The sequence below is a fragment of the Streptomyces marispadix genome (assembly GCF_022524345.1).
GTDB classification, from domain to species: domain Bacteria; phylum Actinomycetota; class Actinomycetes; order Streptomycetales; family Streptomycetaceae; genus Streptomyces; species Streptomyces marispadix.
In genome coordinates this window covers 3,235,992-3,253,071 of sequence record NZ_JAKWJU010000002.1, presented here as the reverse complement: position 1 = coordinate 3,253,071, position 17,080 = coordinate 3,235,992, and the positions used below count along the sequence as shown (strand labels likewise).

Here is a 17,080-nt window from a genome sequence, read left to right as displayed (position 1 = left end):
GGAAGAGCGCAGTGCGCTGCGGCCCCCTCGGCCTCAGCGGCCCGTTTCATCCCGATGTGTCGCAGTATGGTCTGTCGTACGGGCCGCGGGCGCACACGCCCGCCGGGGACAGAACGGAGCGGACGTGAGCGACGGCGCTGGTGGACGGTGGCAGTTCTGGGTCGATCGCGGTGGCACGTTCACCGACATCGTCGCCCGGCGACCGGACGGCGGACTCCTCACGCACAAGCTGCTGTCGGAGAACCCGGCCCGCTACAGCGACGCCGCGGTGGCCGGAATCCATGCGCTGCTCGGCCTGCCGGAAGGCCGGAGCGCCACCGCCGCCGACGTCGAGGCGGTGCGGATGGGGACCACCGTGGCGACCAACGCCCTGCTGGAACGAAAGGGCGAGCGCACCGCCTTGTTGATCACCCGCGGCTTCCGTGACGCGCTGCGCATCGGCTACCAGAACCGCCCGCGCATCTTCGACCGGAGGATCACGCTGCCCTCGGCGCTGTACGAGCGGGTGATCGAGGTGGACGAGCGGATCACCGCCGACGGCACCGTGCTGCGGGCCCCCGACCTCGACGCGCTCGCCCCGCTCCTGCGGCGCGCCTACGACGACGGAGTACGTGCCGTGGCCGTGGTCTGTCTGCACAGCCATCTCCATCCGGCGCACGAGATCGCCGTCGGCGAACTCGCCGAGCGCACGGGCTTCCCGCAGGTGTCGCTGTCCAGCGAGGTCAGCCCCCTGATGAAGCTGGTGCCGCGCGGCGACACCGCGGTCACCGACGCCTATCTCTCGCCGGTGCTGCGCCGCTACGTACAGCAGGTCGCGGGTCGACTGCGCGGCGTGCGGCTGATGTTCATGCAGTCCAACGGCGGCCTCGCCGAGGCGGGCCACTTCCGCGGCAAGGACGCGATCCTCTCCGGACCGGCGGGCGGAATCGTCGGCATGGCGCGGATGTCGCAGGCGGCGGGCTTCGACCACGTGATCGGCTTCGACATGGGCGGCACGTCCACCGACGTCTCGCACTACGCGGGCGGCTACGAGCGGGTGTTCACGTCGCAGGTCGGCGGCGTGCGGTTGCAGGCCCCGATGCTCGACATCCACACGGTCGCCGCCGGCGGCGGCTCGGTGCTGCACTTCGACGGCAGCCGCTACCGGGTGGGGCCCGACTCCGCCGGGGCACACCCCGGCCCCGCCTCGTACCGGGCGGGAGGGCCGCTGACCGTCACCGACGCCAATGTGATGCTCGGCCGCATCCAGCCCGCCCGCTTCCCGCACGTCTTCGGGCCCGGCGGCGACCAGCCCTTGGACGCCGGGACCGTACGGAGGCGGTTCGCTGACCTTGCGCGGGAGATCCACGAACGTACGGGCGACGACCGCTCCCCCGAGCAGGTCGCCGAGGGCTATCTGGAGATCGCCGTGGCGAACGTCGCCGCCGCGATCAAGCGGATCTCCGTACAGAAGGGCCACGACGTCACGCGGTACGCGCTGACCACCTTCGGGGGTGCGGGGGCGCAGCACGCTTGTGCCGTCGCCGACTCGCTCGGAATCCGTACCGTGCTGGTGCCGCCGATGGCGGGGGTGCTCTCGGCGCTCGGCATGGGCCTCGCGGACACCACCGCGATGCGTGAGCAGTCCGTCGAACTCACGCTCGCGGAAGGGCACATGGGCCGCATCGAGGCGGTCGCGGCCGAGTTGGAGTCGGCCGCGCGCTCCGAACTCCTCGATCAGGACGTACGAGAGGAGCAGATCCGTGTGACGCGGCGCGCCCAGCTCCGCTACGACGGGACCGACACCACGGTGCCCGTGGAACTGGCCGCGCACGGCGCCATGCTGGAGGACTTCGAGGCGAGGCACCGGGCGACGTACTCGTTCCTCATGGACCGTCCCGTGGTGGTGGAGGCCGTATCGGTGGAGGCGGTCGGTGTCACGCGGCAGCAGGGGCCGGGTGAACTCGGCGCGGCGGGCGCTAGGTCGGGCGCGGCCGACGGCGGTGGCGCGGCCGACGGCGGTGGCGCGGTCCGGGCAGCGGGCGCGGAGCCGGGCCGGGCACCGGGCGGGGAGTCCCAGGCGGAGACCGCGCCGCTCTGGACGGGCAGCTCCCCGTCGAGCCGGGCGTGGCGCCAAGTGCCGCTGCACCGCCGGGAGTCGCTGTGCACCGGCGACTCGGTGGCCGGCCCGGCGATCATCACCGAGCCGGACTCCACGACCGTCGTCGACCCGGGCTGGCGCGCGGACATGACGGACGCCGGGCATCTGGTCGTGCACCGGGTGGCGGCGCCCGCGGGGCCCGAGGCCGGTACCGGCGCCGACCCCGTGCTGCTGGAGGTCTTCAACAACCTCTTCATGTCGATCGCCGAACAGATGGGCGCACGGCTGGAGTCGACCGCGCAGTCCGTCAACATCAAGGAACGGCTCGACTTCTCGTGTGCGCTCTTCGGCCCGGACGGCGACCTCGTAGCCAACGCGCCGCACATCCCCGTACACCTCGGTTCCATGGGCAGCACGGTCAAGGAGGTGATCAGGCGGCGCGCGGGAACCATGAAGCCGGGCGACGCATACGCGGTCAACGACCCGTACAACGGCGGCACTCACCTCCCGGACGTCACCGTGGTGACACCGGCCTTCGAGTACGACGGCGAGGCTCGCGCCGAAGCGGACGACGGGCGCGACGTAAGCGGCGACGGCGACCCGGCGCGGCCGAGGATTCTGTTCTTCGTCGCCTCACGCGGGCACCACGCCGAGATCGGCGGACTGACCCCCGGATCGATGCCCGCGGAAAGCCGCGAGATCCACGAGGAGGGCGTCCTCTTCGACGACTGGCTGCTGGCCGAGAACGGCAGGCTCCGCGAGGAGGAGACCCTCCGTCTGCTCACCCGGGCGCCCTATCCCTCCCGCGATCCGCACACCAACATCGCCGACCTGCGCGCCCAGATCGCCGCCAACCGCAAGGGAGTCGAGGAGGTCGGAAGGATGATCGGCCACTTCGGGCTGGACGTCGTGCAGGCGTATATGGGCCACGTCCAGGACAACGCGGAGGAGGCCGTACGGAAGGTCGTCGACGCGCTGGAGGACGGCGAGTACCGCTACGAGACGGACTCGGGCGCCGTGATCGCCGTACGGGTCTCGGTGGACCGCGAACGGCGTTGCGCGACGGTCGACTTCACGGGCACCTCCGCACAGCGGGACTCCAATCTCAACGCTCCGTCGTCCGTGGTGACGGCAGCCGTGCTGTACGTGTTCCGCACGCTCGTCGCGGACGAGATCCCGCTCAACGACGGCTGTCTGCGACCGCTGAGGATCGTCGTGCCGGAAGGTTCGATGCTGGCTCCGGTCCACCCCGCCGCGGTGGTGGCGGGCAACGTGGAGACGTCGCAGGCGATCACCGGTGCGCTCTACGCGGCCATGGGCGTGCAGGCGGAGGGCTCCGGGACGATGAACAACGTCACGTTCGGCAACGACCGGCACCAGTACTACGAGACCGTCGCCTCCGGCTCCGGCGCGGGCGAGGGCTTCGACGGCGCGTCCGTGGTGCAGACGCACATGACCAACTCCCGGCTCACCGACCCGGAGGTCCTGGAGTGGCAACTGCCGGTCCTCGTCGAGGACTTCGCCGTACGGCACGGCAGCGGCGGAGCGGGACGGTGGCGCGGCGGCGACGGCGCGGTGCGCAGGCTCCGCTTCCGTGAGCCGATGACCGTGAGCACGCTGTCCGGTCATCGCAGGGTGCCTCCGTACGGGATGGCCGGGGGCGCCCCCGGCGCGCTGGGCTCGAACCGCATCGAGCGCGCGGACGGCAGCACCGTCGTCATGGGCGCGTTCGACACGGCCCAGGCCGGGCCGGAGGACGTGCTGGTGGTGGAGACACCGGGGGGCGGCGGCTACGGGGCGCCGCGTGCGGCGGGCGATCGTGCGGACCGGGGCTCCGTTTCTGACAACGGCTCCGGCTCCGTTTCTGACACCGGCTCCCGCTCCGACTCCGGCTCCGGTGCCGATTCCCGTTCCGGCCCCGGCTTCCGTACGCGCGAACGCGAGGGCGATACGCGCGAAGGCGAGGGCGATACGGCCGAGGGCGCGGGTGGCCCGGCGGGCGGGCGTGCCGCGCCCTCGTAGCCCGGCAGTGCGAGGCGGGCGTCAGGCCGCCGACGCCAGCTTCGCCGCGAGGGTCTTGCCGTGGGCGCCCGCCTCCTCGTGGGCCCTGGCACGCGACGCCTCCGCGAGTTCGATCAGCGACTCCATGCCGGGGGTGCGGGCGGCCAGCGTGAGTTCGGGTACGACGAACTCGACGCTCAGACCCATGGCCTCGCCGAGCACCTTGCTGAGGTAGCTCTGCACGAACTCCCAGCTCTCGCGCGGCGTTCCGGGCCCGTAGCCGCCGCCGCGGCTGGCCACGACGACCGTGGGGGTGCCCGCGGCGGACGGGGAGTCGACGCCCGCGGTGCGCCCGTTGATGATCACGTGGTCGAGCCACGCCTTGAGGGTCGAGGGGACCGCCCAGTTGTACATGGGGGCGCCGATCAACACGGCGTCCGCCTCCTCCAGTTCACGGGCCAGCCTGTCGCGCAGCGCGAACGCCGACGCCTGCTCGGGCGTACGGGACTCCGCCGGGACGAAGGCCGCGGAGGCGCCCGGCAGGTCGAGGTGCGGCAGCGGGTCGGCGGCCAGATCGCGGTGTACGACCGTCCCGTCCGGGTGCTCCGCCTCCCAGGCCCTGCGGAAGGAGGCGGCGACGTCGCGCGAGACGGAGCCGTCCTGCGGGAAGACGGAGGAGTCGAGGTGAAGCAGCGTGGCCATGGGGTGCTCCTTGGTGGTGGCGCGTAAGGAGGTGCTTTCGAGTACGTACCTATTGATAGCATAGCTACTTACTTTTCTGCACTCCCTTGTGGTGGCGCAGTACGCTTGAGCCATGGCAGAGCCCCGGGAACGGACGCAGAAGCAGGGCACGTTCACCGCCGCCGGCGGGTGCAGCGAGCCCGAGAGCGGCATCACGCGTGTGTTCCAGGTGCTGGGCAAGCGCTGGACCGGGCTCGTTCTCGCGGCGCTGATGAACGGGCCGGGCCACTTCGCACAGCTACGGCGTGCGGTGCCGGGGATCAGCGAGCGGATGCTCTCGGACCGGCTCACGGAGCTGGCGTCGCTGGGCCTCGTCGTACGGACCGTGGAGGAAGGCCCTCCGCTCAGGGTCAGCTACAAGCTCACGGACGCCGGTCTGGCGCTGAAGCCCGCCATGACGGAGCTGACGCGCTGGGCGGACTCGCACCTCCCGGACGAGGCGCCGGGCTGCCCCTCGCAGTTCAGGGCCTGACCCTCGAAGCCGCCCGCCGAGGCCCTCGACGTTTCCGAGGCCCTTCCCACGCCCTTCTCCAGACCGTTCGACGCCCTTCGACGCCCTTCGGACGCGTACCGGGCTTGATCCTTATGGGCGAGCTGGGACAGGCCCGCGGGGCTTCCGTAGGGTGGGCCCGATGAAAGCGAACCCGGAAGCGGAAGCCGAAGAGCCGGAGCAGCCGCCCGAGCGGCCGGAGCAGCTGGACGAGTCCGGAGAGCCGGGGCAGGCGGGCCGGAAGGGCCCGGCCGACGCCGAGGCCGCCGGGGGTCCGGAGGCGACGGAGGCCGTGGAGTCCGGGGCAGCGCCTGGGGCGGAGCCCGGCACGGACCGTCTTGAGCAGGCCGTGAAGGCGGCCGAGACGGCGCTGATCGAGTTCGAGATCGCGGTGGAGACGTTCCGGGTCGAGATCGAGAACTTCTCGCGACTGCACCATCAGCGCCTGGGCCCGATGTACGCGCGCCTGGACGAGCTGGACGCCTCCATCCTCGAAGTGACCGCGGCGATCAGCGGCGACCCCGAGGACCTGCGCAAGGCGCAGGAGGCACGCGCCGCCGTGCTGCCGATGCCCAGGGTCGAGGAGCTGTTCCACGGCTGGATCGACTCCGAGGGGCTGCCTCCGGAGGCGACGGCGATGCTCACCGGGCAGAACGTGCAGCCGCCCAGCCGCGTACGCCCCAGCGAGGAGGCCCGCAGGGCCTACCGCGAGCTGGTGCGCAAGGCACACCCCGATCTGGCGCAGGAGGACGCGGAGCGGCAGCGCCGCGAGGAGTTCCTCGTACGCGTCAACAAGGCCTACGCGGAAGGCGACGCGGACGCCCTGCACGACCTGCTGGAGGAGTGGACCAACGGCCCCCGCGAGCAGGAACCGGAGCCGCAGGTCCCGCAGAGCGAGCTTCTCTACGCACGCCTCGAGTGGCTGGCCGAGCGCAAGGAAGTGCTCGTCGCGATGGTCGAGGAGATGGAGAAGAGCGCGATCGGCGCGATGCTGCGGATGGCGCCCGACGACCCCGACGCGCTGCTGGAGGAGATCGCCGAGCAGCTCCTGGAGCAGGTCGCCGAGCGGGAGCGCGAACTCGCGCGGCTGATACAGGTACGGGACTCCGGCGCCGCCGAGGGGACACAAGGGGCCGCCGTGGACGCCGACGCGGTCGCCGGGACCGATGCGGCGGATGCGACCGGTGGTACCGGCGCGAGGAGCGCCGCCGAAGCCGGTAGCGAAGACGTCTGAGTGGGCCGACAGCCGAAAGAGAGCATTACGCCATGGAGTTGGGTCAGTTGCCGCAGGTCGACGCCGCGTCGGTGCCGTCGGACGCCCTGTTGCTCGACGTGCGGGAGAACGACGAGTGGGCGGCCGGGCACGCGGAGGGCGCGCTGCACATCCCGATGAGTGAATTCGTAGGCAGGCAGGGCGAGTTGACCGAGCGGGCCGGTGAGGGCGAGCGGGTCTATGTGGTCTGCCGCGTCGGCGGGCGCTCGGCGCAGGTGGCGCAGTATCTACGGCAGCAGGGCGTGGACGCGGTCAACGTGGACGGCGGCATGCTCGCCTGGGAGGGAGCGGGACGTCCGCTCACGGCGGAGAGCGATAGCGCGTACGTGCTCTGAGCCCTGCGCCGGGCGCCGTTGAGCACCGGATGCAGTCGAGCAACGGGCTCTGGGCCCTGACGACCGCCGGCCCCGAACGACCCGCGCGCTGCGGCGCCCTGGATCACCAGCCCCCTCGCAAAACGAACCGGATCCGTCAGCTCTTCCGGGCACCTGCACAGGCGAACCCCCGGGCAGCGCCCGGGGGTTCGACGTTCGGCAGGCAGCCCGCCGAGGGCTAGAGCTTCGGCTTGCGCACCGACAGGTGCAGCTCCTTCAGCCGGGACTCGTCGACCTCGCTCGGGGCGCCCATCAGCAGGTCCTGTGCGTTGCCGTTGAGCGGGAACGCGATCGTCTCGCGGATGTTGGGCTCATCCGCGAGCAGCATCACGATGCGGTCGACGCCCGGGGCGATGCCGCCGTGCGGCGGGGCGCCGAAGCGGAACGCACGGAGCATGCCGCCGAAGTCCCGTTCGACGTCGTCCTTGGAGTAGCCCGCGATCTCGAACGCCTTGAACATGATGTCCGGTTCGTGGTTACGGATGGCGCCCGAGGAGAGTTCCAGGCCGTTGCAGACGATGTCGTACTGCCAGGCCAGGATGTCCAGCGGGTCCTGGGTCCGCAGCGCTTCGAGGCCGCCCTGCGGCATGGAGAAGGGGTTGTGGGAGAACTCGACGGCGCCGGTCTCCTCGTCCCGCTCGTACATCGGGAAGTCCACGATCCAGCAGAAGCGGAAGACGCCTTCCTCGAAGTGGCCGGTGCGCTTGGCCGCTTCGACACGGACCGCGCCCATGATCTTCGAGACCTCGTCGAACTCCCCGGCGCCGAAGAAGACCGCCGTGCCCGGCTCCGCCTTGAGCGCCGTGAGCAACTGCGAGACGTCGCTGTCGTCGAGGAACTTGGCGATGGGTCCGGTGAGCGTGCGGTCCTCGCCGACACGGACCCATGCCAGGCCCTTCGCGCCCTGTTCGACTGCGAACTCGCCCATCTGGTCGAAGAATCGCCGCGGCTGGTCGGCGGTGCCGGGCACGGCCAGCGCCCGTACGTGCTTGCCCGCGAACGCCTTGAAGCCGGAGCCCTTGAACACGTCCGATACGTCGACGAGTTCGAGCTGCGCGCGCAGATCCGGCTTGTCCGAGCCGTACTTGAGCATCGCCTCGCGGAACGGAATGCGCGGGAAGGGAGAGGTGCAGGTCCGGCCGCCGCCCAGCTCCTGGAAGAGTTCGGTCATCACCTTCTCGATGACCTCGAAGACGTCCTCCTGCTCGACGAAACTCATCTCCATGTCGAGCTGGTAGAACTCGCCGGGCGAGCGGTCGGCGCGGGCGTCCTCGTCGCGGAAGCAGGGCGCGATCTGGAAGTAGCGGTCGAAGCCCGCGATCATCAGCAACTGCTTGAACTGCTGCGGCGCCTGCGGCAGCGCGTAGAACTTCCCGGCGTGCAGCCGCGACGGTACGAGGAAGTCGCGGGCGCCTTCGGGGGAGGTGGCCGAAAGGATGGGCGTGGCCAGCTCGTTGAAGCCCTGGGCGACCATCTTCTCGCGGATCTTCGCGATGACCTGGCTGCGCAGCACGATGTTGCGGTGCATGCGCTCGCGGCGCAGGTCGAGGAAGCGGTATTCGAGGCGCCGCTCCTCGTTGACGCCGTCGTCGGCGTTGACGGTGAAGGGGATCTGGCCGGAGGCGCCGAGCACCTCGACCTCGGCGACCTCGACCTCGATCTCGCCGGTCGGCAGCTCGGGGTTGACGTTGTCGGCGCCGCGTGCGCTGACCTTGCCGTCGACGCGTACGACGGACTCCTTCGACAGCGAGCTGAGGCGCTCGTGCACGGCGGTCTGCTCGGGGCGCACGACGAGTTGGACGATGCCGTAGTGGTCACGGAGATCGATGAAGAGGATGCCGCCCAGGTTCCGCCTGTTGTGCAGCCAGCCACTGAGCCGGACGTCGTTCCCGACGTCCGGAGCACGGAGCTCGCCGCAGGTGTGGGAACGGTACCGGTGCATCAGTCATCCAGTCGTCGGGTCGGCAGCACTTGGGCCGGTCTTCTGGGGGCACCCCCATGCCGGAGGCTATGGGGGAGGTCGGCCCTTCAGACTACCGCCCTGGGTCAGCCCCGCTCGCCCCGATTTCCGGAAAGCACATAAAGTAGGACAATGCACACCGAGGACGTGCTGAAGGCCACCCGTACCGGGCTGTGGCGGTGGGACAGCGCGACCGGTGCCTCCACTGTGGACGTGCGGACCGCACAGCTCCTCGGCGTTCCCTTCAGGCGGTGGCGGGCGGAGAACGGCGAGGAGCGGCCCCTCACCGTCGCGGGCCCCACCTCCGAGGCCCCTTCCGAGACGCCTTACGAGGCCCCCTACGAGACGGCCGGGACGGCTGCCGGGACTTGGGGCGAACCGGGCGCGGGCGCCGGCCCCCGCCCGTGGGAAGAGACGATGACGCTGCCGGAGCCGTCCATCCGCTCCCGCATCCACTTCTCCGACTACGTCGATCTGACGGCCACGGCCACGCTCGCGCTCGCCGAGTGGACGCTCGTCGAGGCCGTGTTGCGCATCGTCGACGAGAACGGCGACGTCGTGCGCAGCGTGCGGACCCGGATGATGCCCGTTGAGGAGGAGGGCGCCCTCTCGCTCATCGGGACCATCGCGGAGATCCCGGAGTCCGCGGCCGAGGAGCCGCCGTCCGAGGAGAGCCAGACGCAGAGCCGGGAGGCGTTCCTGCTCTACACGGGGCGCGCACTCGCGGAGGCACGTACGACCGCGGAGGTGCTGCGGATCGCGGGCTCGCTGGTGATTCCCGGGCTCAAGCCGCGGGCCCTGGCGGTCTGGAGTCTCGAACGCGGCGGGCTGGTCCTCGTGGGGCCGCTCGCGCAGCGGCCCGTGCCCCAGCATCTGCTGCCCTTCATGGAGATGTCCGTGGAGTCGGACCATCCGGCTGCGGCGGTGGTGCGTACCGGGCGCCCGGTGTATCTGCCCTCTCCTGACGACTACCGGCGTGAGTTCCCCGCCGCCTGGCCCCAGGTCGTACTCGTCGGCAACAAGGGCTGGGCGTTCCTTCCGCTCGTGATCTCCAAACGCACCCTCGGGGCGTGGATGGTGGCCTTCGCCGAGCCGATCGACTTCACGCCCGAGCATCGGTCGCTGCTGACGAATCTCGCGCGGATGCTGGCGCAGGCTCTCTCCCGTACGTCCATGCACGAGATGGAGCTGCAACTCTCCTCCGGGCTCCAGCGGACGCTGCGGCCCACCCGTAAGCCGGGCATGGAGGGCATGAAGCTGGCGGCCCGCTATATGCCGTCGGGCGGCGGCATGGAGGTCGGCGGCGACTGGTACGACGTGATCCCGCTGCCGGCGGGCCGTACGGCGCTGGTGATCGGCGACGTACAGGGCCACGACGTGCGAGCGGCCGGGATCATGGCGCAGTTGCGCATCGCGCTGCGGGCCTACGCGGCCGAAGGGCACCGCCCGGACGCGGTGCTGGCCCGTGCCTCGCGCTATCTGGCGGGCATCGGGCGGCCGGAGGTGATGACGGGCGGCGCGGAGGAGGAGCCGCAGCAGCGGCAGCAGCGTCGTGAGGCGTACGGCGAGGACACGTCCGACGACGAACGCTTCGCCACCTGCCTGTACATGGAGGCCGACCCCGTCGCCGGAACCCTCGACATCGCCCGCGCCGGGCACCCGGACCCGGCGATCTGGCTCGCGGACGGCACGATGCTGATCAGGGCCACGGCGGGCGGTCTGCCGCTCGGCATCGACCCGGGCACGGAGTATCCGACGACGCGGCTGCTGCTGGAGCCCGGCGAGACCCTGCTGGCGTGCACGGACGGGCTGATCGAGGTCGGCGGGCACACCATGGAGACCGGCTGGCGCCGCATCCAGGCGGTCTTCCGCGAGCAGTCGCAGCGGGGCAAGGGCACGCCCAACGATCTGGAGGAGTTCGCTGAGGCGCTCGTGCAGTCGGCGGTGCGTCCGCTCTCCGGAGAGGCCGCGGGGCCGCTGGCCGACCGCCGCGAGGACGATGTGGCGCTGCTGCTGCTCACCCCCGATCCGGCGTACGCGGCCGAGCGTGCCGTCGCCGCCGCGGGCGTCTCACGGCGTACGACGTTCACCGTCGCCCAGGCCGAGCCGGACCGCATCGGGGAGGCGCGGCATCAGCTTCAGAACATGCTCTTCGACTGGGAGAGCGAGGACCAGATCGACGGTGCCGTGCTGATGCTCTCCGAGATGCTCACGAACGTACTGGTGCACACCGAGGGCGACGCCGTGATGGTGGCCGAGTGCAGCGGCGCTCGCGGCAACAGGCTGCTGCGGGTGGAGGTCTCCGACACCAGCGACGCGCTGCCGCACCGCCGCACTCCCGGCGAACTGGCCTCGTCGGGGCGGGGGTTGATGATGATGGAGATGCTGGCGGGGTCGTGGGGGGTGGACCCGCGGGGCGAGGGGAAGAGCATCTGGTTCGAGATGCGCGAGAACGTCTCGGCACCGGCCTGGGCGTGAGCCCGGCGCCCTACTGCGGCTTGTACGCCCGGCCTGCCGGGCCGCCGGCTATCCGTACATCCGGCGCATCGCGAAGTCGACCATCTCCTCGACCGCCTTGGCGTCGAAGACCACGCGGTGGTCGCCCTCCATGTCCAGTACGAAGCCGTAGCCGGAGGGAAGCAGGTCCAGCACCTCGGCGCCCGTGATCACGAAGTAGCGGGACTCCTTGCCGGCGTAGCGGCGCAGCTCCTTGAGCGTGGTGAACATCGGGATGACCGGCTGCTGGGTGTCGTGCAGCGCGAGGAACCCGGGGGTCTCGCCGCGCGGGCAGTAGACCTTGGACGTCGAGAAGATCGACTGGAAGTCCTCGGAGGTGATCGTGCCCGTGGTGAAGGCGCGCACGGTCTCGCGGAGTGACGGCGGCGACGACGGCTCGGGGTAGAGCGGCTGCCCGTTGCCCGGCTGGCCCTGCTGCCCGTAGGGAGGCGGCGGCGCCTGCTGGGCGTACTGCTGCTGATGGGCGTGCTGCTGGTGGCCGTACTGCTGCCCGGCGTGCGGGTAGCCCTGTCCCGCGGACGCTGTCTGGTCGTAGCCGTACATGGGAGAAAGAGTAACGAGTCACAGATGGGCGGTTAGGGCTTGCTAGTTATTACCGACGGGTAGCATCATCTTGCCTAGACGCACTATCCCTAGACACAGCCTGACTTCCTGTCCGTCGAGTGAGACCACACGGAGCCGTTGCCATGGGGCACTACAAGTCGAATCTCCGCGACATCGAGTTCAACCTCTTCGAGGTGCTCGGCCGCGACACGGTGTACGGCACCGGACCGTTCGCGGAGATGGACGTGGACACCGCGAAGAGCGTGCTGACCGAGATCGCGCGCCTCGCCGAGAACGAACTCGCCGAGTCCTATGAGGACTCCGACCGCAATCCGCCGGTCTTCGACCCGGAGACCAACACCGCTCCCGTTCCTGAGGCGTTCAAGAAGAGCTACCAGGCCTACATGGACGCCGAGTGGTGGCGCCTGGGCACCCCGGAGCAGATCGGCGGCACCACCGCCCCGCGCTCGCTGCTGTGGAGCTTCGCCGAGACCGTGCTCGGCTCCAACCCGGCGGTGTGGATGTACGCGTCGGGCCCCGCGTTCGCCGGTGTCATCCACGAGGAGGGCACCGAAGAGCAGCTCAAGATCGCCCAGTTGATGGTCGACAAGCAGTGGGGCTCCACGATGGTGCTCACCGAGCCGGACGCCGGCTCGGACGTCGGCGCCGGCCGCACCAAGGCCGTGAAGCAGGACGACGGAAGCTGGCACATCGAGGGCGTCAAGCGCTTCATCACCTCCGGTGAGCACGACCTCTCCGACAACATCGTGCACTTCGTACTCGCCCGCCCCGAGGGCCACGGCCCCGGCACCAAGGGACTGTCGCTCTTCCTCGTGCCGAAGTACGACTTCGACTGGGACAGCGGCGAACTCGGCGAGCGCAACGGCGTCTACGCCACCAACGTCGAGCACAAGATGGGCCTGAAGGTCTCCAACACCTGCGAGATGACCTTCGGCGCCAACGAGCCCGCCAAGGGCTGGCTGCTCGGCGAGAAGCACGACGGCATCCGCCAGATGTTCAAGGTGATCGAGTTCGCGCGGATGATGGTCGGCACGAAGGCCATCGCGACGCTCTCCACCGGCTACCTCAACGCCCTGGAGTACGCCAAGGAGCGCGTGCAGGGCGCCGACCTGGCGCAGTTCACCGACAAGACCGCGCCGCGCGTGACCATCACCCACCACCCCGACGTGCGCCGCTCGCTGCTGACGCAGAAGGCGTACGCGGAGGGCATGCGGGCGCTGGTCCTCTACACCGCGTCCGTGCAGGACGAGATCATGGTCAAGGAGTACCGGGGCGAGGACGCCTCGGCGGCGCAGCGCCTCAACGACCTGCTCCTGCCGATCGTCAAGGGCTACGGCTCGGAGAAGTCCTACGAGCAGCTCGCGCAGTCGCTCCAGACGCTCGGCGGCTCGGGGTACCTCCAGGAGTACCCGATCGAGCAGTACATCCGCGACGCCAAGATCGACACCCTCTACGAGGGCACCACCGCGATCCAGGGCCAGGACTTCTTCTTCCGCAAGGTCGTACGCGACCAGGGCCAGGCGCTCACCACGCTCTCGGAGGAGATCAAGAAGTTCCTGGCCGAGGCGAAGGGCGGCGAGGAGCTGGCCCCCGCACGCGAGGAACTCTCCCGCGCGGCGGTCGAGTTGGAGGCCATGGTCGGCGCCATGCTGACCGACCTGGCGGCCACCGAGAAGGACGTGAAGTCGATCTACAAGGTCGGCCTCAACACCACCCGCTTCCTCCTGTCCTCCGGCGACGTCGTCATCGGCTATCTGCTGCTGCGCGGCGCGACGGTGGCGGCGGAGAAGCTGGCCGACGCCTCGGCGTCGCTCTCCACGAAGGACGAGGCGTTCTACGAGGGCAAGATCGCGGCGGCGAAGTTCTTTGCCGCGAACGTGCTGCCCTCCGTGGCCGTCGAACGCGCGCTGGCCGAGAAGGTCGACTCGTCCGTGATGGAGCTCGACGAGGCGGCGTTCTGACCGGCTGACACACGGGCTCGCGCACCGGGACGCATACCGGTGCGCGAACCGGCCTGAGTGCCGGTCCGTGCACCGGCCCGTTGCCAGCCCCCGATCCCCCCATGCGGAACGTCCTTCTCCTCCCACGCAGGCCGGGAGAAGGACGTTTCGCCTTCGTATGCTGACCTTATGACCCCACGCTCCCAGAGCCCCGCGCCGCCTCAGCATGCGGGCCGGGCCCACACCGACAGCCTGATCGGCTTCCTCTCGGACTCGCCCACGCCGTACCACGCGGTGCGCAGCGCGGCGGAGTTGCTGGAGAAGGCGGGCTTCCGGCAGCTCGACGAGACGGAGCCCTGGGACGCGGCCGCCGCCGGTGGCACGTCCGTGGGCGGTGGCCCCGTGGGCGGCGCGGGCGCCCCCTCCGGCCGTGGCTACTACGTGCAGCGCGGCGGCGCGCTCATCGCGTGGTACGTGCCCGCGGGCGCCGGGCCCGCCGCCCCGTACCGGATCGTCGGCGCACACACCGACTCGCCCAATCTGCGCGTCAAACCGGTGCCGGACACAGGGTCCGACGGCTGGCGGCAGATCGCCGTGGAGATCTACGGCGGGACGCTTCTCAACACCTGGCTCGACAGGGACCTCGGCCTCGCGGGGCGCCTCTCGCTGCGCGACGGGTCCACGCGGCTCGTGGACGTACACCGGCCGCTGCTGCGGGTGCCGCAGCTCGCCATCCACCTCGACCGGAAGGCCAACGAGGGCCTCAAGCTCGACAGGCAGCGGCACATGACCCCCGTGTGGGGCCTCGGCACGCCCCACGAGGGCGATCTGATCCGTTTCGTCGCACAGGAGGCGGGCGTGGCCCCCGAGGAGGTCACCGGCTGGGACCTGATGGCGCACAGCGTGGAGCCCCCCGCGTATCTGGGGCGGGACGAGGAGCTGCTGGCGGGGCCGCGCATGGACAACCTGCTGTCGGTGCACGCCGGTTCGGTGGCGCTGGCCGAGGCGGCCATGGCCGGGGACGGGGGCGAGGAGCTTCCCGCGATTCCCGTGCTGGCGGCCTTCGACCACGAGGAGAACGGCAGCCAGTCCGACACCGGCGCCGACGGGCCGCTGCTCGGCTCCGTGCTGGAGCGTTCGGTCTACGCACGCGGCGGCGGCTACGAGGACCGGGCACGGGCGTACGCGGGAAGCGTGTGCCTCTCCTCCGACACCGGTCACGCGGTGCACCCCAACTACGCCGAGCGCCACGACCCGGGCCATCTGCCGAGGCCCAACGGCGGCCCGATCCTCAAGGTCAACGTCAATCAGCGCTATGCGACGGACGGTTCGGGCCGCGCGGTCTTCGCGGCGGCGTGCGAGCGGGCGGGCGTGCCGTGGCAGTCGTTCGTGTCGAACAACGAGATGCCGTGCGGGACGACGATCGGGCCCATCACGGCCGCCAGGCACGGGATTTCGACCGTTGACGTGGGTGTGGCGATCCTGTCGATGCACTCGGCGCGTGAACTGTGCGGCGTGGAGGACCCGTTGCTGCTGACGCGTTGCCTGAGCGCGTTCCTGAGGAGCTGATGCGTTGACGGACTGAGGGCCGGACTGAGGGCCGGGCTGAGGACCGGGCGGGGGCAGGACGGGTTCGGGGGCGCTCAACGGCCCCCGTCTCGTGCCGTGTTGCCCCCCGGTGCCGTGGCCGTGCCCGTGCCTGTTCCCGTGCCCGTTGCCAGGCGCGTTTCCAGGCGCCGTCGCCAAGCCCCTTGCCGTGCCCCCTGATTGACGGCCGAGCCCCGGGGCACCCGGACTCCGTACGAGAGCCGTACAAGCAGGACAACGCCAATCGGAGGAATCCATGGGCATCGTCTTCTGCATCGGCATGCTGGCCGTGGGGGCCATCCTCACCTTGGCCGTCGACTGGAACACCGACGTCGTCAACCTCGATGTCGTGGGTCTCGTCCTGATGGCCGTCGGGCTGATCGGGCTCTCCGTCTACGTCAGCATCTTCAAGCGCCGCAAGACGCAGCCGCCGCACCCGGCGGCACCGGTGGTCGTCGAGGAGGAACGTCACCACCTGAGCTGAAGGAGGCCGTGGAGCGCCGCGCACTCCGTGGATCGCCTGGAGCGCGTGGAACGCCGCAGGGCCGACGAGCGGCCGCGGCCGTCCGCCCGGAGCGCCCGCAGAGCGGAGCGCCCGGAGCGGGGGCCGCGGCCGTCCGTCGTGTGAGGGAGACCGGTGGGGCGGTCCGACGTGCTGCCGCCGGGGAAGGGCTACGTGCATGAGATATCTCGTACGCGAACGGGTCTTCGGCATCGGCGACGACTACTGGATCGACGACGAGTACGGCGAGCACTCGTTCCTCGTCGACGGCAAGGCGCTGCGCGTCCGGCAGACCTTCGAACTCAAGGACCCGCAGGGCGAGATCGTCGCCGTCGTACGGCGGAAGATGGTCAGCCTCTGGGGGACGATGTGGATCGAGCGCGACGGCGAGCGGCTCGCGACGGTGCGCAAGAAGCGCTTCACGCCACTGCGCAACCGCTTCAGGGCGACGCTCGCCGACGGCTCCGCGCTGTCGGTGCACGGAAGCGTGCTCGACAAGGAGTACGACATCGAACTCGGCGGCGAGCGGCTGGCGCGCATCTCGCGCAAGTGGTTCCGCGTGCGCGAGACCTACGCCGTGGACATCGAACAGCCGGGCGCCGACGTGCCGTTGGTGCTGGCGCTGGCGGTGTGCGTGGACGCGCTGACGCACCACGACTGACGACGGGCCGAGGCGGACGACGGCGGGCAGCGGCCGTAGGACACCGTCGTGGGCCGGACCGGCCACGGGCCGTCGGCCTGCCGCAACGACGGGGTGCGGGCGCCCGGTTGGCGGGGGCGGACGTCAACTGCCGCGTGTGCGCGGGCGGCTCGCGTCAGAAGCCGTGAACGGGCGTACGAGCGGGGCGAATCCAGCCGGTGGTTCGACCGGTGTGCGTGCTTAGATCCGCTTTCGTGCCGAACAGGCGCGCACCGTACCACCGCCGGTGCGCAAAAGGGGTGCGAATGGGCCTAGCATCGTGCCCCGAAAGCACTGCCGTGCCAGCCTCGCGCAGCGTAACTTGAGAGCACCGCACGCATCGAAGACGCATCGAAGACGCACCGAAGCCCA

The 17,080-nt window shown here is 70.6% G+C and carries 12 protein-coding genes; 9 read left to right on the top strand and 3 right to left on the bottom strand.

The window, feature by feature from the left end; translation table 11 throughout:
• Positions 1 to 124: 124 nt before the first annotated feature.
• Entirely contained in the window at positions 125 to 4,102 is a 3,978-nt protein-coding gene (locus MMA15_RS13530; RefSeq protein WP_241059796.1) for a hydantoinase B/oxoprolinase family protein, read from the top strand.
• A gap of 21 nt (positions 4,103 to 4,123) precedes the next feature.
• Here the strand turns inward: MMA15_RS13530 and MMA15_RS13525 are convergent, their stop codons facing one another.
• Positions 4,124 to 4,783, bottom strand: coding sequence for an FMN-dependent NADH-azoreductase (locus MMA15_RS13525; RefSeq protein WP_241059795.1), 660 nt, complete (start codon positions 4,781 to 4,783; stop codon positions 4,124 to 4,126).
• A gap of 112 nt (positions 4,784 to 4,895) precedes the next feature.
• On the opposite strand from MMA15_RS13525, the gene MMA15_RS13520 reads away from it, so the two are divergent.
• The 3 genes from MMA15_RS13520 (at position 4,896) to MMA15_RS13510 (ending at position 6,920) form a co-directional block, all read left to right on the top strand.
• Positions 4,896 to 5,294 carry a winged helix-turn-helix transcriptional regulator gene (locus tag MMA15_RS13520; RefSeq protein WP_241059792.1) on the top strand — a complete coding sequence of 133 codons (399 nt, stop codon included), beginning with the start codon at positions 4,896 to 4,898 and terminating at the stop codon, positions 5,292 to 5,294.
• A 160-nt stretch (positions 5,295 to 5,454) separates the two neighbouring features.
• Entirely contained in the window at positions 5,455 to 6,546 is a 1,092-nt protein-coding gene (locus tag MMA15_RS13515; protein ID WP_241059791.1) for a J domain-containing protein, read from the top strand.
• Between the two features lie 32 nt (positions 6,547 to 6,578).
• Positions 6,579 to 6,920 carry a rhodanese-like domain-containing protein gene (locus MMA15_RS13510; protein WP_241059789.1) on the top strand — a complete coding sequence of 114 codons (342 nt, stop codon included), beginning with the start codon at positions 6,579 to 6,581 and terminating at the stop codon, positions 6,918 to 6,920.
• A gap of 217 nt (positions 6,921 to 7,137) precedes the next feature.
• Here the strand turns inward: MMA15_RS13510 and aspS are convergent, their stop codons facing one another.
• Positions 7,138 to 8,901, bottom strand: coding sequence for an aspartate--tRNA ligase (gene aspS / locus MMA15_RS13505; RefSeq protein ID WP_241059787.1), 1,764 nt, complete (start codon positions 8,899 to 8,901; stop codon positions 7,138 to 7,140).
• A 150-nt stretch (positions 8,902 to 9,051) separates the two neighbouring features.
• Between aspS and MMA15_RS13500 the strand changes: the two genes are divergently transcribed.
• Entirely contained in the window at positions 9,052 to 11,397 is a 2,346-nt protein-coding gene (locus MMA15_RS13500) for an ATP-binding SpoIIE family protein phosphatase (RefSeq protein ID WP_241059785.1), read from the top strand.
• A gap of 48 nt (positions 11,398 to 11,445) precedes the next feature.
• Here MMA15_RS13500 and MMA15_RS13495 read toward each other — a convergent pair whose 3' ends face one another.
• On the bottom strand, positions 11,446 to 11,979 hold the full coding sequence (locus tag MMA15_RS13495; protein WP_241059783.1) for an SseB family protein: 534 nt from the start codon (positions 11,977 to 11,979) through the stop codon (positions 11,446 to 11,448).
• Between the two features lie 143 nt (positions 11,980 to 12,122).
• Here MMA15_RS13495 and MMA15_RS13490 point away from each other — a divergent pair, with 143 nt between their 5' ends.
• The 4 genes from MMA15_RS13490 to MMA15_RS13475 all read left to right on the top strand — a co-directional run bounded on the left by MMA15_RS13490 (position 12,123) and on the right by MMA15_RS13475 (position 16,690).
• Positions 12,123 to 13,961, top strand: coding sequence for an acyl-CoA dehydrogenase (locus MMA15_RS13490; RefSeq protein WP_241059781.1), 1,839 nt, complete (start codon positions 12,123 to 12,125; stop codon positions 13,959 to 13,961).
• Positions 13,962 to 14,129: 168 nt separating this feature from the next.
• Positions 14,130 to 15,509, top strand: coding sequence for a M18 family aminopeptidase (locus MMA15_RS13485; RefSeq protein ID WP_241059779.1), 1,380 nt, complete (start codon positions 14,130 to 14,132; stop codon positions 15,507 to 15,509).
• A 274-nt stretch (positions 15,510 to 15,783) separates the two neighbouring features.
• The gene (locus tag MMA15_RS13480) at positions 15,784 to 16,011 is read left to right on the top strand and encodes a hypothetical protein (RefSeq protein WP_241059777.1); all 228 of its coding nucleotides are present in this window, start codon (positions 15,784 to 15,786) and stop codon (positions 16,009 to 16,011) included.
• A 196-nt stretch (positions 16,012 to 16,207) separates the two neighbouring features.
• Positions 16,208 to 16,690 (top strand): LURP-one-related/scramblase family protein, encoded by a 483-nt coding sequence (locus MMA15_RS13475; protein WP_241059775.1) that lies wholly within the window; start codon positions 16,208 to 16,210, stop codon positions 16,688 to 16,690.
• The last annotated feature ends 390 nt before the right edge of the window (positions 16,691 to 17,080 follow it).